Source organism: Streptomyces sp. NBC_00659 (genome assembly GCF_036226925.1).
Lineage (GTDB): Bacteria > Actinomycetota > Actinomycetes > Streptomycetales > Streptomycetaceae > Streptomyces.
Map to the genome: position 1 here is coordinate 5322551 of NZ_CP109031.1, position 17545 is coordinate 5340095.

19 protein-coding genes are annotated in these 17545 nt (G+C 70.7%); 11 read left to right on the plus strand and 8 right to left on the minus strand.

Features of this window, described 5'->3' with window-relative positions; genetic code table 11:
- Positions 1-149: 149 nt before the first annotated feature.
- Together OG410_RS23165 and OG410_RS23170 are read right to left on the minus strand one after the other, a co-directional pair.
- A complete protein-coding gene (locus tag OG410_RS23165; protein WP_329300960.1) occupies positions 150-1841 on the minus strand; it encodes a bifunctional 3'-5' exonuclease/DNA polymerase in 1692 nt (563 codons plus the stop codon).
- Between the two features lie 82 nt (positions 1842-1923).
- A complete protein-coding gene (locus OG410_RS23170) occupies positions 1924-2700 on the minus strand; it encodes a Clp protease N-terminal domain-containing protein (RefSeq protein WP_329300961.1) in 777 nt (258 codons plus the stop codon).
- Positions 2701-2945: 245 nt separating this feature from the next.
- Here OG410_RS23170 and OG410_RS23175 point away from each other — a divergent pair, with 245 nt between their 5' ends.
- Positions 2946-4073, plus strand: a complete 1128-nt coding sequence (locus OG410_RS23175; protein ID WP_329300962.1) for a DUF2786 domain-containing protein — start codon at positions 2946-2948, stop codon at positions 4071-4073.
- Positions 4074-4264: 191 nt separating this feature from the next.
- On the opposite strand, the gene OG410_RS23180 is transcribed toward OG410_RS23175, so the two are convergent.
- Together OG410_RS23180 and OG410_RS23185 are read right to left on the minus strand one after the other, a co-directional pair.
- Complete coding sequence (locus OG410_RS23180; protein ID WP_329300963.1) at positions 4265-4822, minus strand: DUF4232 domain-containing protein; 558 nt, start codon at positions 4820-4822, stop codon at positions 4265-4267.
- A 176-nt stretch (positions 4823-4998) separates the two neighbouring features.
- The gene (locus OG410_RS23185; protein ID WP_329300964.1) at positions 4999-5505 is read right to left on the minus strand and encodes a hypothetical protein; all 507 of its coding nucleotides are present in this window, start codon (positions 5503-5505) and stop codon (positions 4999-5001) included.
- Between the two features lie 207 nt (positions 5506-5712).
- Here OG410_RS23185 and OG410_RS23190 point away from each other — a divergent pair, with 207 nt between their 5' ends.
- Positions 5713-6099: a VOC family protein gene (locus OG410_RS23190; RefSeq protein WP_329300965.1), complete on the plus strand. Its 387-nt coding sequence runs from the start codon at positions 5713-5715 to the stop codon at positions 6097-6099.
- Between the two features lie 251 nt (positions 6100-6350).
- Here OG410_RS23190 and OG410_RS23195 read toward each other — a convergent pair whose 3' ends face one another.
- Positions 6351-6548 (minus strand): hypothetical protein, encoded by a 198-nt coding sequence (locus tag OG410_RS23195; protein WP_329304488.1) that lies wholly within the window; start codon positions 6546-6548, stop codon positions 6351-6353.
- Here OG410_RS23195 and OG410_RS23200 point away from each other — a divergent pair.
- The 3 genes from OG410_RS23200 (at position 6492) to OG410_RS23210 (ending at position 7800) form a co-directional block, all read left to right on the plus strand.
- Positions 6492-6770, plus strand: coding sequence for an ArsR/SmtB family transcription factor (locus OG410_RS23200; protein ID WP_329300966.1), 279 nt, complete (start codon positions 6492-6494; stop codon positions 6768-6770). The two genes, OG410_RS23195 and OG410_RS23200, sit on opposite strands and share 57 nt — an antisense overlap.
- Positions 6767-7309 carry an SRPBCC family protein gene (locus OG410_RS23205; RefSeq protein ID WP_329300967.1) on the plus strand — a complete coding sequence of 181 codons (543 nt, stop codon included), beginning with the start codon at positions 6767-6769 and terminating at the stop codon, positions 7307-7309. The genes OG410_RS23200 and OG410_RS23205 overlap by 4 nt, the downstream gene beginning before the upstream one ends.
- 206 nt (positions 7310-7515) lie before the next feature.
- The gene (locus OG410_RS23210; RefSeq protein WP_328670649.1) at positions 7516-7800 is read left to right on the plus strand and encodes a DUF397 domain-containing protein; all 285 of its coding nucleotides are present in this window, start codon (positions 7516-7518) and stop codon (positions 7798-7800) included.
- 138 nt (positions 7801-7938) lie between these two features.
- On the opposite strand, the gene OG410_RS23215 is transcribed toward OG410_RS23210, so the two are convergent.
- Positions 7939-8460: an ATP-binding protein gene (locus OG410_RS23215; protein ID WP_329300968.1), complete on the minus strand. Its 522-nt coding sequence runs from the start codon at positions 8458-8460 to the stop codon at positions 7939-7941.
- Between the two features lie 338 nt (positions 8461-8798).
- Here OG410_RS23215 and OG410_RS23220 point away from each other — a divergent pair, with 338 nt between their 5' ends.
- From OG410_RS23220 to OG410_RS23245, 6 genes are all read left to right on the plus strand, one after another.
- A complete protein-coding gene (locus tag OG410_RS23220) occupies positions 8799-9623 on the plus strand; it encodes a helix-turn-helix domain-containing protein (RefSeq protein ID WP_328674609.1) in 825 nt (274 codons plus the stop codon).
- A gap of 135 nt (positions 9624-9758) precedes the next feature.
- Positions 9759-11219, plus strand: a complete 1461-nt coding sequence (locus tag OG410_RS23225; protein WP_329300969.1) for an aldehyde dehydrogenase family protein — start codon at positions 9759-9761, stop codon at positions 11217-11219.
- 114 nt (positions 11220-11333) lie between these two features.
- Positions 11334-11882, plus strand: coding sequence for a DinB family protein (locus OG410_RS23230; protein ID WP_329300970.1), 549 nt, complete (start codon positions 11334-11336; stop codon positions 11880-11882).
- Positions 11883-11907: 25 nt separating this feature from the next.
- Positions 11908-12549, plus strand: coding sequence for a PadR family transcriptional regulator (locus OG410_RS23235; RefSeq protein WP_329300971.1), 642 nt, complete (start codon positions 11908-11910; stop codon positions 12547-12549).
- A 145-nt stretch (positions 12550-12694) separates the two neighbouring features.
- On the plus strand, positions 12695-13648 hold the full coding sequence (locus OG410_RS23240) for an ATP-binding cassette domain-containing protein (RefSeq protein WP_329300972.1): 954 nt from the start codon (positions 12695-12697) through the stop codon (positions 13646-13648).
- A gap of 113 nt (positions 13649-13761) precedes the next feature.
- A complete protein-coding gene (locus tag OG410_RS23245; RefSeq protein WP_329304213.1) occupies positions 13762-14490 on the plus strand; it encodes an ABC transporter permease in 729 nt (242 codons plus the stop codon).
- A 243-nt stretch (positions 14491-14733) separates the two neighbouring features.
- Here OG410_RS23245 and OG410_RS23250 read toward each other — a convergent pair whose 3' ends face one another.
- Complete coding sequence (locus tag OG410_RS23250; protein WP_329300973.1) at positions 14734-16140, minus strand: glutamate decarboxylase; 1407 nt, start codon at positions 16138-16140, stop codon at positions 14734-14736.
- A gap of 68 nt (positions 16141-16208) precedes the next feature.
- The gene (locus tag OG410_RS23255) at positions 16209-17495 is read right to left on the minus strand and encodes an ion channel protein (RefSeq protein ID WP_329300974.1); all 1287 of its coding nucleotides are present in this window, start codon (positions 17493-17495) and stop codon (positions 16209-16211) included.
- Positions 17496-17545 lie beyond the last annotated feature (50 nt).

Genomic DNA, 17545 nt, shown 5'->3' on the forward strand with positions numbered 1-17545 from the left:
GGGCGGAACCGCGGAAGCTTCTGGGCCGGCAGACCACCCGGCGTCAGGCGGACCGACGGTGAAGGCGGCCTGTGTCTCAGAGGGCCTGGCGGCGGACCGACGGTGAAGGCGGTCTGCGTCTCAGCGGGCCCGGCGGCGGGCCGGCCGCGTCATTTCGCGTCCGCGTAACACCGTACGACCGCCGTCGTGAACGGAAAGCGCACCGGCGTCTGCCCGAACGTGAGGCGTCCCGCGACTTCGGCCGCGTCGCGGATGGCGGCCACCACGGTGTCGGCCTCCTCGGCGGGGCAGTGCACGATCACCTCGTCGTGCTGGAAGAAGACCAGCTCGGCGGCGAGCCCGGAGCAGGTGCGGCGCAGTGCCGCCAGCACCAGCAGGGCCCATTCGGCGGCACTGCCCTGCACGACGAAGTTGCGCGCGAACCGTCCGCGGGCGCGGGAGTCGGAGGACGCGTAACCCGGCACCCAGCCCTGGTCGACGGTGGTGTCGACGGGATCGTCCTGCGGGATGCCCGCCTCCTCCCCGCTGCCGTCGCCCGCCCCGGCCGCCGGAGGACAGGTCCGCCCGAGCCAGGTCCGCACCAGGCGCCCCTCCTCGCCCGCGCGGGCCGCGTCGTCGACGTACGCGACCGCCTTGGGGAAACGGCGGCGGAGGAGGGCGAGGTTCTTCAGGCCGTCGCCGGACGTCTGGCCGTAGACGGCGCCGAGCACGGCGAGTTTGGCCTGCGCCCGGTCGCCGGAGAACGCCCGGTCCGACACCGCCTGGTAGAGGTCGCTCTCCCGGCCCGCGACCTCCATCAGGCCGGGGTCGCGGGAGATGGCCGCGAGGATGCGCGGCTCCATCTGGTCGGCGTCGGCGACGACCAGCCGCCAGCCGGGGTCGGCGACGACGGCACGCCGGATCACCTTGGGGATCTGGAGCGCGCCGCCGCCGTTGGTCACCCAGCGTCCGGTGACGGTCCCGCCCGGCAGGTACTCGGGCCGGAACCGTCCGTCGCGCACCCAGTCCTGGAGCCAGGACCAGCCGTGGGCGACCCAGATCCGGTACAGCTTCTTGTACTCGATCAGCGGTTTCACGGCCGGATGGTCGATCGACTCGATCTCCCACCGCCGGGTGGACCTGACCTTGATGCCTGCCTGCGCGAACGCCTTGACGACGTCGGCCGGCAGGTCGGGTCTGACCCGTCGTCCGAACGCGGCGGACACTTCGTCGGTCAGCTCGGCGAGGCGCCGGGGCTCACCGCCTCCGGTGTACCGCTCGCCGAGCAGTTCGTGCAGCACGTCCCGGTGGACGTCCGCGCTCCACGGCAGCCCCGACTGGTTCATCTCGGCGGCGACCAGCATTCCCGCGGACTCGGCGGCCGTCAGCAGTCGCATGCGGTCCGGGTGCGCGGTCTCGCCATGGCGACGCTGCTGGTCGGCGTAGACCGTGAGGAGATCCGCCAGCGGCACGTGCACCGGGCGGGGTTCGAAGAGGGAGGACTGCGAACCGGGCTCGGCGGAACGCTGCGGCGGATCGGGCGGCACGGGGCCGCCGCGCAGTCTCGCCAGCGCGGCGGCCGCCGACCGGGGCTCGCCGAGCCGCCCCTCGTGTCCGAGCAGCAGGGTCTCGGCGGCTTCCATGTCGTAACACCGTTCCACTCGCACCCCCGTGGCGAGCAGTCGCGGATAGACATCGGCCGTCGACCGCCAGACCCACCGGCTCACGTCCGGCCGGGCCCGTACGGCCTCCGCGAGGTCCGCCTCCCGGCGGACCTCCCCCGTGGGCAGCCCGTCCGGGCCGAGGGCGGCGATCTCGACGCCACCGTCCTCGGCCGGCGCGAGAGCCCAGCGCTCGGTCATGCCTCCGAGTCTCGCAGGGGGGTCTGACAATGCCGTCCGGCCACGCGGACCTCCCGGTCCTTCGGGCGTCCCTCGGGCGCCGCTACGGCCGCTCCTCGGACCCGGCGTCCGCCTTCGCCTGCGCTTCCGTCTTCTTCTCCGCGAGCTCCACGAGCTCCGTGAGCATGCGCCCGACGTGCGCCTCGGTCGCCGCCTTGTCGACGCCCGCGCCGCTGAGAACGCCCTCGCCGTTCTCGAACTCCAGCAGGGCGAGCAGGATGTGTTCGGTGCCGACGTAGTTGTGGCCGAGGCGGAGGGCCTCGCGGAACGTGAGTTCCAGGACCTTCTTGGCGGCCGGTCCGTAGGGGACCAGTTCGGGGACCTCGTCGGCGGCCGGCGGGAGCGCGGCGACGGCCGCCTCGCGGACGGCGTCCAGGGAGACTCCCTGCGCGGTGATCGCCCTGGCGCCGAGCGCGTCGGGCTCGCTGAGCAGGCCGAGGACGAGGTGCTCGGGCAGTCCCTCGGTGCCGCCCAGGGCCTTGCACTCGTTGTGCGCGACCATGACCACCTTGCGGGCCCGCGGGGTGTAGCGGCCGAACCCCTGACTGGGGTCGAGGTCCGCCTCCGCCTTCGGCACGAACCGCTTCTGCGCGGCCTGCCGGGTGACGCCCATGCTCCTGCCGATGTCCGTCCAGGAAGCCCCCGAACGCCGGGCCTGGTCCACGAAGTGCCCGATCAGATGGTCGGCCACGTCGCCCAGGTGGTCGGCCGCGATCACCGCGTCCTGGAGCTGGTCGAGCGCGTCGCTGTGCACCTTCTTGATGGCCTCGATGAGGTCGTCGAGACGCACGGATGCCTTGCCTGGTGAGTTCGTCGTCATGTGTCAACGGTAGGTTGACAGCATGGGAGTGTCAACCCGGAGTTGACGCCTGGTACGTGTTGATATTCCTGTGTGTTGCGAAATGCCCGCGCGGCAACGGCGGGGAGCCCTCGGAGGGGAGCGCGGCCGGGTGTCCGCCGCTCCGATTCCGGCGGGCGGCACGTTGTCCACAGGGTGTGGACGAGTCGCGGCCACGGCGCCGGGGCGTACGTCTGCCCCCGCTCCGCCCGTGACACGATCGGGGGATGAGTACGTCCAGCACTGTGGAGCGCGCCTTCGCGGCCGCCCTCTACGCCGACACCGACACCTCGCTCGACGCCGGAGCCTCCGCGCTCGCCGCCGATCCGGCCTCCGACGCCGAACTCGCCCGGCGCGGCGCGGAGTTCGTCGCGGCGGCCTGGCGGCGCGGCTGGCAGCCCGCCGATGTCGTACGGATCGTGCGGCGCGACCTGGACGACGTACACGTACGCCTGCTGATCTCCCTGGTGCTCGAGGAGAGGGAGGGCGACCGCGCGCCCCGGGGTGCGCGCTGGGCGGCCCAGCTCGACGAGCTGGAGGCCGAACCCCACGACCTCCGGGCCGACCGTTTCTCGCGCGCCACCGCGACTCTGGAGCTCTACCGTCTGCTCCTGCGCCTGCCCTCCATCGAGCCACTGGACCCGCCCCGGGCGCCGGTCACGGCCTCCGCCCCGCAGGAGACCCGCATGCTCACCCGCATCCGCGCCCTGCTGGCGAAGGCGGAGGCGACCGGGTTCCCGGAGGAGGCGGAGGCGCTCAGTGCCAAGGCGCAGGAGCTGATGGCGCGGCACAGCATCGACGAGGCCCTGCTCGCGGCGCGGACCCACGCGAAGGACGCGCCCGGCGCCTGCCGCATCGGTGTCGAGCCGCCGTACGAGACGGCCAAGGCCGTGCTCCTGGACGCGGTCGCGGGGGCGAACCGCTGCCGGGCCGTGTGGAACGACGCCCTCTGCTTCTCGACCGTCGTCGGCTTCGAACCCGACCTGGAAGCCGTCGAGCTCCTCTACACCTCGCTCCTCGTGCAGGCCACGGCGGCGATGACGAAGGCGGAGGCGGCGCAGCGGGCGGGCGGCCGCAAACGCACGAAGACCTTCCGGCAGTCGTTCCTGGCGGCGTACGCGCACCGGATCGGCGACCGGCTCGCGTCGGTCGCCGAGGAACAGGTGACCGCCACGGAGGGGGAGCTGCTGCCGGTCCTGGCGGCCCGCGACGTGGCGGTCACGGACCATCTGGACAGGATGTTCCCGGAGACGGTGACGACCCGGATGCGCGGGGTCACCGACGAGGCCGGATGGCACGAGGGCGCCGCGGCGGCGGACCGGGCCCAGGTCAGGGGCAGGCGGCCGCTCCCGTAGGGCGAGCCACGGCCATTGGCGGTGCGCCCGCTCCCGTAGGACGATTCACGGCCACTGGCGGTGCGCCCGCTGCCGTAGGGCGAGTCACGGCTGCCGACGGCGCGTCGGCTGCGGTACGGCGAGCCGCGGCCGTCGCCGGGGTGGCTACTGCCTGGGGCCCACGGCAGTAGCCCCGGGCAGGGGTTCCCTCGTCAGTCGCCCGCGTGCTGGAACGGTGTCACGGAGGCGTTCGGCTCGGTCGCCGATCCCTTCCCGGCCACCGGACCGAACGACCACGGGAAGCTCTGCGTGGTGTCGGCGCCGGGCAGGCTGATCTTCAGCGTCTTCGCGGGGAGGGTCTTCGCGTCGCCCTCCGCGCCCCGCACGTAGGTGATGGTGAAGGACGCGGTGTCGTCCTTGGCGAGGGTGAGCTCCTGCGGCGCCGCGGACTCGTCCGCCGCGATCTCCGCCGAGGTGCCGTCCGCCTCCACGGTGAGCCCGGGGAAGCCCTTCAGCGTGCACCGGGCGCCCTTGTTGGTGAGGGTGACCGGGATGTTTCCCGTGTCCCCGGCGGCCGTGGCGGGGTTCGCGGGACCGACCTGGATTCCGGCGTCACCGATCGCACAGGCCGCGACGGCTGCCTTCTTCGCCGAGCCGGACGTGTCACCGGACTTCCCGGAGCCGCTGGAGCTGCCGGAGCCGCCGCCGTCGCAGGAGGTCAGAGCGAGGGCCGCCGCGAGGACGGTGACGGCGATGGGCAGAGCGCGCATGGGTTCCCCTGGGAGTCGTGACGATGTGCATGGATCATCACGCACGGAGGTCCGCCGAGGTTGCGCACCCCTCCTCGTTCACCCGCACGGGACCGGTATCGCCCGATATTGATCGCGGACTTTCCCGCTGTGCCGGAACGGGCCGGCGCGATCCCGTGGGATACGTGGTCGGGCGATCAGGAGCCCAGGCTCGCCGTGGGCAGACCCGTGGGCAGCTTTCCGCCCTCGCTCTTGGTGTACGTCTCCTTGCCGAGGTCGCCCTCCCAGGTGACCGTCAGAGTCGTACCGCTGACGGAGTCGACCATGCCGACGGCGCGCTTCTTGCTGCCGTCCGTGCAGGTCAGGCGGATCATCTGCATGCTCGCCTCGTCGGACGACGTTCCGCTGCACACGGTGCCGCCGGTCGCGAAGAGGCCCGCCTGCTTGCCGTTGACCATGAGCACCACGGCCTTGCCGTCCGCGGTGGTGAGCCAGCTCCCCTGGAGTTTGCCGCCCGCCGCGGACGTGGCACCGGAGCCGCCGCCCGTACCGGCGCCGTCCGTCGCGGACGTGCTCGGGCTCGCCGACGGCTCCCCGGAGTCGTCGCCCCCGCCGCTGCAACCGGTCAGCGCGAGCGCCGCCGCCAGTCCCGCGGTCGCGGCCGCGATACGCGCGTGGCGGGACGGGAAGGTCGCCGTAGTCACTGAAGCCCCCAAGGGTGGGATGGATGCGGGTCGCCCGGACGATCGCAGCAAGCTATCAGGAGGACCTGGGGACCCCCTCCGGGAATCCGGCGTGCGGTTGCTCACGGGCGTGTGCCAGGGACGGGGACGAGAGAGCACCAAGAACGCCATAGGTAGGAGATTCCCTACGGTTGACACGTAGGGAATCTCCTACCTATGCTGCGGACCATGAACATCACTCACGCCTCCTTCGTCACGCTTCCCGTCGCCGACCAGGACCGGGCCCTTCGCTTCTATCGGGACGTCCTCGGCTTCGAGGCCACCGCCGACCTGGACATGCCGCCCGGCCGGTGGCTCCAGGTGGCGCCGAAGGGGGCGCAGACCGTCTTCACGCTCTCGGGTCCGGGGATGGGGGATTTCACGCCCGGAGAGACCCGGGGGATCATGTTGGTGACGACCGATGTCGACGCCGACTGCACGCGGCTCGCCGCCGCCGGTGTCACGGTGGAGGGTCCCGACGACCTTCCCTGGGGCCGCATGGCCTCGTTCCGGGACCCTGACGGCAACGGTCTGATGCTGGTCACGGAAAAGGCCCTGGAGTCGGCCTCGGAGTAGGAACGGAAGGTGCTGATCGCGCCATGACGGGGATCGGGGCCGGACCGGAGGCCGCAGCCGGAGTGCGTGCCGGAACGGGAGCTGCCGCTGGCGCTCCCACCAGATCCGAAGCTCCTGCTGGAGCTCCTGCCGGAGCCGGATGCGAAGCTCCCGCCGGAGCCGCTGTTGCCGCCGCGACTCCCGCCGGAGTCGGATCTTCGGCCGAGGCCGGACCTTCAGCCCCGGCGGGATCTTCGGCCGAGGCCGGACCTTCAGCCGGGGCCGAGGCCAGGGCCGGATCTTCGACCGGAGCCGGAGTCGGAGCCGGAGCCGGTGTCGGTGTAGCCGTCGACGCTCCCGCGGCCCGCGAGGACCAGCTCTTCGCGGCGCTCGCCAACTCCACCCGTCGTGAGGTGCTCCGGCTGCTGCGTGAGCAGGGGCCCCAGCCCGTTCAGGCGCTTGCCGACCACTTCGCCATGCGGCGCCCCAGCCTCTCGGAACACCTCAAGGTGCTCCGGGAGGCCGGGCTCGTGTCCGAGGAGCGCGCGGGCCGGCAGCGCATCTACCGCCTGGAGGCCGCCCCGCTCGCCGACGTCCAGGACTGGCTCCATCCGTACGAGCGGTTCTGGCGCGACAGGCTGAAGGGCCTCGGCGACCTCCTGGACCGCATGCCCGACGATGTCGAGACATGACCCCCGATCCGCAGGGCGCGAACCCCGACCCGGAGAGCGTGAACCCCGACGTGGAGGGCGTGAACCCCGATGCGCGGGGTCCGGTCCCTGACGACGACGACCTGACGACCATCCGCGTCGCCCAGTTCCTGCCGCATCCGCCCGCCAAGGTCTGGCGGGCGCTCACCGAGCCCGAACTGCTCGCGCAGTGGCAGATGCCGGGGTCCGAGAACTTCCGGCTCGAAGTCGGTCACCGGTACACGCTGACCGCCGTCCCGCGCCCCAACACGAACTTCTCCGGCACCGTTGACGTGCGTGTTCTCGCCTACGAGCCGCAGCGGATGCTGAGCGTCCGCTGGGCCGACGCGAACGCGCGGCGACCGGCGGACTGGACCATTACCTGGACGCTGGAACAGGAAGGGCGCGGTACGCGTCTCTTCCTAGTACACGAGGGATTCGATCCGGACGATCCCACACAGATGATGGCGCGGAAGATCATGGACGGGGGCTGGAGGTCGCATGTGATGCGATCTCTGGGGAATGCGCTGGACCGGATGTAGGCCTGTACCGCACTCCGGCGAGGTGCGGGCCGTAGTCGGGCGAGCGACAGCCGGTAGTCAAGGGCCGGTAAAAGCTGTAACCGCAGGACCACCCCGCGTGCACGTGCATCTGCCCATGCATCTGCACATGAACAGAGCTATGATCCGAGTCAGTTGACTACTGCATCTATGGCCACCTCAGCCACTGCACGACCGGGGAGCGACCTGTGGACCACGACGTGTTCGACGTGGATGACGTGTACGACGGTATGGCTGAATTCGTGTACAACGGCATGGCTGCGACCGAGCTTGACGGCGTCGCCTGGCAGAAGAGCAGGCACAGCAACTCACAGGGTTCCTGCGTGGAGTTCGCGCGGCTGCCCGGCGGTGACGTGGCCGTGCGGAACTCGCGGTTCCCCGAGGGGCCCGCGCTCGTCTACACACGCGCCGAGATCGAAGCCATGCTCCTGGGCATCAAGGACGGCGAGTTCGACCACCTGGTCGCGGGCTGACCGCAGTGATCGCGAGCTGTCCCGAACCGGTCGGCCACGGGAGGGTGGCCACGGTACGGATGACGTAAACCGAGGGTGAAGTTCACTCAGCGTTCCGTAACGCGCGTAGAACCGCGGCGCCAAAAGGCGCCGCGGTCGTTATTCGGAGTTGAGCGCGGCCGTCCCCGGCTGTGCTCCCAGCCGGAACAGCGCCCAGACGACCTTGCCGCTGAGCGTTCCGGCGAGCGGGTGCCAGCCCCAGCTGTCCGAGAACGAGTCGACCAGGAAGAGGCCGCGCCCCGACTCCGCCGAGAAGTCGTCCGAGTCGCCGGCGACCGGACTCTCGTGACTGGGATCGCGCACCGCGCACACCAGCCGTGAGGTCCACCTCATCAAGTGCAGCCGTACGGGCGGCCCTTGGTCGTCCTTGCGGGGGGTGTCCGCGGGCAGCGCGTGCCGCAGGGCGTTGGTGACGAGTTCGGAGACCACCAGGCAGACGTCGTCGAAACGGTCGCCGATCTCCCACTGTTCCAGCGTTCCGCGGGTGAACTGCCGGGCCTCGCGCACCGCTTCGTAGCGGGCGGGCAAGGCGCACGAAGCGGCGCTGGACACGGCCGCGGGATCGAGAGGCGGAAGTCCCTGCCGTAAGGGTTCGAGCATGGTCGATCCATTCGTCCCCATGCGAGGCACTCCCGGGTGTTCGCGGTCGTTGCGATGCAGCGGTGGCGCGGGGACCATGGTTCCGAATGCGTACAGCAGATGCAAGGGCAGATGCACGTGCACGTGCCCGAATTGGACCTTCCTCTGCTACTTCTTGCTCATTTCTTCCTTCACCTTATTCTCGGTTGTCGACGCTTCACTGATCGTTTCCTGTGCGCAGGCTTTGGCTGCTTTCCGTTTCCGTAACTGAGCGAGTACTGCTTGAAGTGTTTTAGTGGCAGACTTCGGCGTCTGGAAGACGGTTGGGGAGGCTGACGAACGTGAGCGCTGGTGAGTCGAGCGGCTCGGTGGTGCGGCGCATGCTGCTGGGGTCACATCTGCGGCGCCTGCGTGAGGCGCGTGGCATCACCCGTGAAGCGGCCGGCTACTCGATCCGTGCCTCCGAATCGAAGATCAGCCGTATGGAGTTGGGAAGGGTGAGCTTCAAGACCCGCGATGTCGAGGATCTGCTGACGCTCTACGGCATCACCGACGAGGCCGAGCGCAAGTCCCTGGTCTCGCTCGCCAAGGAGGCCAACGTCGCGGGCTGGTGGCACAGTTACTCCGACGTCCTGCCCAGCTGGTTCCCCACCTACGTCGGCCTGGAAGGCGCGGCCCACCTGATCCGGGTGTACGAGGTGCAGTTCGTGCACGGACTGCTCCAGACCGAGGCGTACGCCCACGCCGTCGTCCGGCGCGGGATGAAGGGCGCCTCCGCCGGCGACGTCGACCGGCGGGTGGCCCTGCGCCTGGAGCGGCAGAAGTACCTCGTCTCCGAGAACGCCCCCGAGTTCCACATCGTCCTCGACGAGGCCGCGCTGCGCCGCCCGTACGGCGACCGCGAGGTGATGCGCGGACAGCTCCAGCACCTGATCGAGGTCTCCGAGCGGCCCAACGTGCGGCTTCAGGTCATGCCGTTCAGCTTCGGCGGGCACTCCGGGGAGAGCGGCGCCTTCACCATCCTGAGCTTCCCCGAGTCCGATCTGTCGGACGTCGTCTATCTGGAGCAGCTCACCAGCGCGCTCTACCTGGACAAACGCGAGGACGTCAACCAGTACGAGGGCGCGCTCAAGCAGCTCCAGCAGGACAGCCCCGGACCGGACGAGAGCCGCGATCTGCTGCGAGGACTGCTCCAGCTCTCCTGAGAGCGGCCCCGGACTTCCCTGGTATCCCTCAACTCCCTTGAAACACAAGTACGATGACATGTGATCAGACCGTGATCGGATGTCTGCTGACCCGGGCCAAGGACTGCCTCGGCAGCACAGGGATTGAGGGAGCACATGTCGTCCTACTTCACCGACCTGGCCCAGCAGTACATCGACGGCGAGTGGCGCCCGGGAACGGGCTCCTGGGACATCATCGATTTCAACCCGTACGACGGCGAGAAGCTGGCGTCGATCACGATAGCCACGGTCGACGAGGTCGATGACGCCTACCGCGCCGCCGAGCGCGCCCAGAAGAAGTGGGGCGCGACGAACGCGTACGCGCGCCGCGCGGTCTTCGAGAAGGCGCTCGCCGTCATCGACGAGCGCGAGGAAGAGATCACCGAGGTGATCATCGCCGAGCTCGGCGGCACCCGCCTCAAGGCGGCCTTCGAGCTGCACCTCGTCCGGGAGTTCCTGCGCGAGTCGGTCCAGCTCGCGCTGCGCCCCGAGGGGAAGATCATCCCCTCGCCGGTCGACGGCAAGGAGAACCGCCTCTATCGCGTGCCGGTCGGTGTCGTCGGCGTCATCAGCCCCTTCAACTTCCCCTTCCTGCTGTCGGTCAAGTCCGTCGCCCCCGCCCTCGCGCTCGGCAACGGCGTGGTCCTGAAGCCGCACCAGAACACCCCGATCGCCGGCGGTTCCCTGGTCGCGAAGATCTTCGAGGAGGCGGGCCTGCCCGGCGGTCTCCTCAACGTCGTCATCACCGACATCGCCGAGATCGGCGACGCCTTCATCGAGCACCCGGTGCCGAAGGTCATCTCCTTCACCGGCTCCGACAAGGTCGGCCGGCACGTCGCCACGGTCTGCGCCGCGAACTTCAAGCGCTCGGTGCTCGAACTGGGCGGCAACAGCGCCCTGGTGGTCCTGGAGGACGCGGACATCGACTACGCGGTCGACGCGGCGGTCTTCAGCCGTTTCGTCCACCAGGGGCAGGTCTGCATGGCCGCCAACCGCGTCCTCGTGGACCGGTCGATCGAGGCCGAGTTCACCGAGAAGTTCGTCGCCAAGGTCAAGACGCTGAAGACCGGCGACCCCAGGGACCCGCAGACTGTCATCGGCCCGGTCATCAACTCCTCCCAGGCGGACGCGCTGTCGGGCGTCGTCGAGCAGGCGATCACCGAGGGCGCCACCGCCCTGCTGCACGGCAGCACCACGGACAACATGGTCGAGCCCTCCGTCCTGACCGGCGTCCCCGCCGACTCGGACCTGCTCCGCCAGGAGGTCTTCGGCCCGGTCGTCTTCCTCGTCCCGTTCGACGGGGAGGAGGAGGCGGTCCGGATCGTCAACGACACCCCGTACGGGCTCTCGGGCGCCGTCCATACGGCCGACATCGAGCGCGGCGTGAACTTCGCCAAGCAGATCGACACCGGCATGTTCCACGTCAACGACGGCACCGTCCACGACGAGCCCCTCGTCCCCTTCGGCGGTGAGAAGCAGTCCGGCATCGGCCGTCTGAACGGCGAGACGACGGTCGACTCCTTCACCACGACGAAGTGGATCTCGGTGCAGCACGGGCGGAGCCGCTTCCCCTTCTGAGACGCCTTCGCGTGATCGTTCAGCGCGCCCGGACCCTTGCGGACAGAAACTGACCGCAAGGGTCCGTAGCGTCATCGGTGTCATCCGGAAGGACCCGATGAAAGGCGGCCGGTCATGGTCACGCATGTGCGAGCGGAAGAACGGGGCGACGAGTGCGGGGCACTGCTCGCCTTCATCGAGGAGCAGCGCGGCGGTATCCGCCGGTCGCTGCTCGGGCTGACCGAGGAACAGGCGGCGAGCAGGCCGAGCGCGAGTGAACTCTCCCTCTCCGGGCTGCTCAAGCATGTCGCCGAGGTCGAGCAGGGCTGGATCGCGCGGGCCAAGGGCGAGCCGCCCGCCGTGCGGCGGGACGAGTCGAACTGGCACGAGTGCTTCGTCCTCACCGACGGCGAGACGGTCGCCTCGCAGCTCGCCCACTGGGAGAAGGTCGCCGCCGAGACGGAGGCCTTCCTGCGCTCGGTGCCGAGCCTCGACGACACCTTCGCGCTTCCGCCCGACCCCTGGTTCCCGCCGGAGGGCCGTGTCTCGATGCGCTGGGTGGCCCTCCACCTGATCCGCGAGACGGCCCGGCACGCCGGGCACGCCGACATCATCCGCGAGTCCCTGGACGGCAAGACGGCCTTCGAACTGGTGGCGATGGAACAGGGCTCCTCCGGGGGCTGACCGCGGCACCCCTAGGCTGGGCGCCATGTCAGCTATCCGTCTCCTCGTGCTCGGCGCGGTCCGCCAGCACGGGCGGGCCCACGGCTATCAGGTGCGCAACGACCTGGAGTACTGGGGCGCGCACGAGTGGTCCAACGCCAAGCCCGGCTCGATCTACCACGCGCTCAAGCAGATGGCCAAGCAGGGACTGCTGCGCGCCCACGAGATCGCGCCGTCCACGGTCGGCGGGCCGCCGCGCACCGAGTACGAGATCACGGCCGAGGGGACCGAGGAGTTCCTGGCGCTGCTGCGCGAGTCCCTGACGTCGTACGACCAGAAGATGGACGTCCGCTCGGCGGGCATCGGCTTCATCGTCGACCTGCCGAGGGACGAGGCGGTGGCCCTCCTGAAGGAGCGGATCCGCGGGATCGAGCAGTGGCGGTCGGCTGTCACCGAGCACTACGTGCCCGAGGACGGCCCCGCCCAGCTCGGGCACATCGGCGAGATCATGGACCTCTGGGTCCACTCGGCCGACGCCGACGCCGCGTGGACCCGCGGCCTGATCGCCCGCGTCGAGGGTGGTGCCTACACCTTCGCCGGGGAGGGCGAGCCGTCTGTCGGGGTCCTCCGGGACGACCAGGAGAACCCCTACGCCACGGGGGAGCGGCACCCGGAGGACGCCCGCTGACCGCGCTGACCCGTGCCGGTCCCCTCGCTCATCAAGTTTGACTAATGCCGTGACCCGGCCTACCCTCCGTTGGTACGCCAGTAGTCAAGTTTGAATACTGGCTCTGAGGGCCGGCTCGGAAACGGGCCGGAACGGAGGGAGCGGGATGACCGGAGCGATCGTCGTCGAAGGCCTACGCAAGCGGTACGGGGACCAACACGCGCTGGACGGACTGGACCTGCTGGCCGGGCGCGGCACGGTGCACGCGGTGCTCGGCCCCAATGGCGCGGGCAAGACCACCCTGGTCCGGATCCTGTCGACGCTGCTGCGGCCGGACGGCGGCCGGGTGGAGGTCGCCGGGCACGACGTGGTGCGCGAGGCCCGCCGGGTGCGGTCGCGCATCGGCCTGCTCGGCCAGAACGCGGCGCTCGACGAGGAGCTCGGCGGCCGGCAGAACCTGGAGATGTTCGGGCGCCTCCACCACCTGGGCTCCCGCGCCGCCCGGGCGCGGGCCGACGAACTCCTGGAGCGCTTCGGTCTCGCCGGAACCGGCCGCAAGGCGGTCCGCGCCTACAGCGGCGGTATGCGCCGCCGCCTGGACCTGGCCGCGTCGCTCATCACGGACCCCGAGGTCCTGTTCCTGGACGAGCCGACGACCGGGCTCGACCCGCGAGGCCGGGCCGAGGTGTGGGCAGCGGTGCGCTCCCTGGTCGGCGGTGGCACGACGGTGCTGCTCACCACCCAGTACCTGGAGGAGGCGGACCAGCTCGCCGACCGCATCTCGGTCGTCGACCGCGGCCGGGTCATCGCGGACGGCACGGCCGACGAACTGAAGTCCCGGACGGGCGGCGACCGCATCGACGTGGTGCTGCGTGACGCGGGCCTGCTGGGCGCCGCCGCGGCCCTGTTGCCGTTCGCGGGGGAGGGGGTCTCGGTCGACGCGGACCGCCGTCTGCTCAGCGTTCCGGTCACGGACCGCATGGCCGCCCTCGCCGCGGCCGTGCGCGCTCTGGAGGAGGCCGGGATCGAGGCGGAGGACATCGCGCTGCGGCGCCCGACGCTGGACGAGGTGTTCCTGCACCTCACCGGGGACGCGTCGCGAGCCAAGGAGGCCGTGTGAGCACGACGTACGACACCGTCCGCGAAGGGAACCGGGGACCTGGGCGGCCGGGAGAGCCCGGTGGGCCGCGCGAACCCCGCGCGGGAGTCCGTTTGCTCTCCGACTGCTGGACCATGACGCGCCGCGAGTTGACCCGCTGGGCACGGCAGCCCGTCCAGGCGGCGGTGGGTCTCGTCTTCCCGGTGATGCTGCTCCTGATGTTCGGCTATCTGGTCGGCGGGGGCCGGGGCGTCGAGGGCGACTACGTCGACTACCTGGTGCCGGGCATGCTCGCCCTGACCATGGCGTTCGGCCTGGAAGGCACGATGCTGGCCGTCACCCAGGACCTCGGCAAGGGCGTCATCGACCGCTTCCGCTCCCTGCCGATGGCCGACGGAGCCGTCCTGGTGGGCCGTTCGGCCGCCGACATGCTCCACTCGGCAGTGAGCCTGGCCGTGCTGGCCGGGGTCGGGTACGCGATCGGCTGGCGCCCCGACAGCACCCCGGGCGCGTTCCTCGGGGCGATGGGACTGCTCCTGCTCTTCCGCTTCGCCATGCTGTGGATCGGCATCCACCTGGCGATGGTGGCAGGGAAGCCGGAGCTGGTGCAGGCCGTGCAGATCCTGGTCTGGCCCGTCGGCTTCCTGTCCAACGTCTTCGCCTCTCCCGACTCCATGCCCGGCTGGCTGGGCACGGTGGTCGGCTGGAACCCCATGTCCCAGACGGCGACGGCCGTCCGTGAGCTGTTCGGCGGACCGGGCGGGGAGCAGGGACACATCGGCCCGGCGGTCCTGTGGCCGCTGGTCCTGCTCGCGGTCTTCTTCCCGCTGGCGGTCCGGCGGTTCGCCCGTCTGAGCCGCTGACGAACCACCACAGGGGCGGGGCCGCCCAGGATGCCGGTGGGTGTGCTCCGGGTGTCTGGGGCTGCTCCGGGTGTCCGGGGCTGCTCCGGCTGTCCGGGGCTGCCTCGGATGTCCGGGGTCCGGGTGCTCCGGCCCGGACCGAGGCTCCGTCCCCGGGGCGGCCCGGCCCGGGGAAGCCCAGGCGTCGAGGCGGCCCGGCCCCTCGTCGGGGCCGGCTGCCCGGAGGGGGAGCCGGGCGGGCCTTCAGTGGTGGAAACTCGTCTCCGCCCCCTTGTCCTGGGTCAGCGGATGGGGCTGCCGGCGCAGTTCGGGCAGCAGCCGCGTCAGGTCCTCGATGAAGAGGTCGGCGAGGTCGGAGGTGAATCCGTTGCGGCACACCACGCGCAGTACGGACAGGTCCTCGCGGTTCTCGGGGAAGGTGTACGCGGGCAGCAGCCAGCCGCTCTCGCGCATTCTCCGGGACACGTCGAACACGTCGTACGCGGTCACCTCGGGCGTCGTCGTGAAGGCGAACACCGGCAGTTCGTCCCCGCGGGTGATGAGCCGGAAGTCGCCCAGGCAGTCCACGCGTTCGGCGAGGGCGCGGGCCACGTCCCTGGTCGTCTGCTGCACGGCCCGGTAGCCGGCCCGGCCCAGCCGCAGGAACGTGTAGTACTGCGCGACGACCTGCGCTCCGGGGCGGGAGAAGTTGAGCGCGAAGGTCGGCATGTCGCCGCCCAGGTAGTTCACCCGGAAGACCAGTTCCTCCGGCAGCTCGGCCGCCGTCCGCCACAGCGCCCAGCCGACACCCGGGTAGACCAGACCGTACTTGTGCCCCGAGGTGTTGATCGACGACACCCTGGGCAGCCGGAAGTCCCAGATCAGGTCCTCGTCGATGAACGGCGCGACCATCGCCCCGGACGCGCCGTCGACGTGGACCGGGATGTCGAGGCCCGTGCGCTCCTGGAGCCGGTCCAGCGCCGCGCACAGCTCCTCGATCGGTTCGTACGACCCGTCGAAGGTGGAGCCCAGGATGCCGACGACCCCGATCGTGTTCTCGTCGCACAGCTCCGCCGCCGCCTCGGGGTCGAGATGGAACCGGTCGCCCTCCATGGGGATCTGACGGGCCTCGACCTCCCAGAAGTTGCAGAACTTCTCCCAGCACACCTGGACGTTCACGCCCATCACGAGGTTGGGCCGCGCGCCCGGGTAGCGGTCCGCGTTGCGCTGCGCCCAGCGCCGCTTCAGCGCCATGCCGGCGAGCATGCACGCCTCGCTCGACCCGGTCGTGGAACAGCCCACCGCGGCCGACGGATCCGGCGCGTTCCACAGGTCGGCGAGCATCGCCACGCAGCGCCGTTCCAGTTCGGCCGTACGGGGGTACTCGTCCTTGTCGATCATGTTCTTGTCCCGGCACTCCGCCATCAGGACCCCGGCCTGCGGTTCCATCCAGGTGGTGACGAAGGTGGCCAGGTTCAGCCGGGAGTTCCCGTCCAGCATGAGCTCGTCGTGGACGAGCTGGAGCGCGGTCGTGGGCGGCAGCGGGCCGTCCGGGAGGCGGTGCTTCGGCGGTGCCTCGGTCATGCCGCTGACCGGATTGGCCTCTCCGTAGAACGGGTTGACGGAGGCGGGGCGTTCATCGGGCTTCTGGCGGCCCTGGTGGAGCGGCATGGGCTTCTCCCAACGGTCGGCGGGATGGGGGTCCCATTCTGCTCATCGGATGAGGGCGTCCCGGCGGTTCACCGGACCGAACTTCCGTCGTCGCGCAGTTGCAGCTGTGGCCGTCCGGTCACCAGCAGCCAGGCCGGCAGCGAGGCGATGCAGAGCAGGGCGATGATCGTGGGCGAGGACACCAGGACGGCGGCCGTGAACAGGCTCACCCAGCCCTGCCGGGTGGTCGCGAGGAGCACACCCAGCACTCCGGCGGCCAGGCCCAGCGAGGCCGGGACCGAGGGCACGAGCGCGTGGGCGCACAGACCGAACGAGGCACCGGCGAAGACGGCCGGGAAGATCCGGCCGCCCCGGAACCCGCAGGACGTCGCGACGACCAGCGCGGCCAGCTTCACCACGGCCATCAGCGCGTACCGACCCGCCGAGTAGTCGTCCGGGTGCCGGGCGATCTCGGCGACCTCGTCCAGGCCCTTGAACAGCGTGAGCGGCCCGCCCAGACAGCCCAGCAGGCCGAGGACGAGCCCGCCGACGGGCAGGGCGATCATGGGGTGGCGCAGGAGCGAGAACACCTTGTGGATGTAGGGGAACACGTAGACGGCGGCCATGCCGAGCACCGCCGCCGCGGAGGCGATCACGAGGGCGGACAGCACATCGGCCCAGCCGGGATCACCGAGCGGGGGCAGATCCAGGTCGAAGCTCGGATGGCCGATCAGCGACGTGGTGATCGATCCCACCGCGGCCGCCGTCAGCGGCGCGAAGAGGTTGTCCCACAGCAGGCCCTTCATCTGCCGTCCGGCGAGCGCCTCGGAGATGACCAGCGCCGCCGCGATCGGTGTACCGAACAGGGCGCCGATCGTCCCCGCCTCGGCCAGCATCACCCACAGCGCGCCGGGCGCCGCGGGCGCGAACCTGCGGCCCGCCCAGAACGCCAGCGCGACGTTGGTGGCGATGATCGGGTTCTCGGGACCGAGGCTCGGGCCGCCCGCCAGCATCAGCGCGGTCGCCACCAGCAGTCCGGGCAGGATGAAGAGGGCCATCGGCTCCCCCTGGATCCCCACGGTGGCCGGGTCAGGTCCCGCGTGCCCCGGCGCCTTCCACACCACCAGACCGACCAGGATGCCGGTGCTGGTGAGCATGACGATCATCCAGAGCGAGGAGTACCCGCCGATGCCGAGCGCGTCCGGCAGGTCCGTCCAGAGCACGTCCTTGAGCTGGTCGGCGAGCTTGCTCACCCCCACGTAGAGAAGGCTTGAGACGGCGCCGATGGCCGCGGCGGGGAGGAACAGCGGCAGCAGAGTCCGCGCGGGCGTCGCCCGGGTCGAGGCCGGTCCCGGGGGAGCCGCTTCGTGGGTCACGGGCTCACCCTAAGCGCGCGAATCGGACATAACATCCCGAGCGTCGCCGC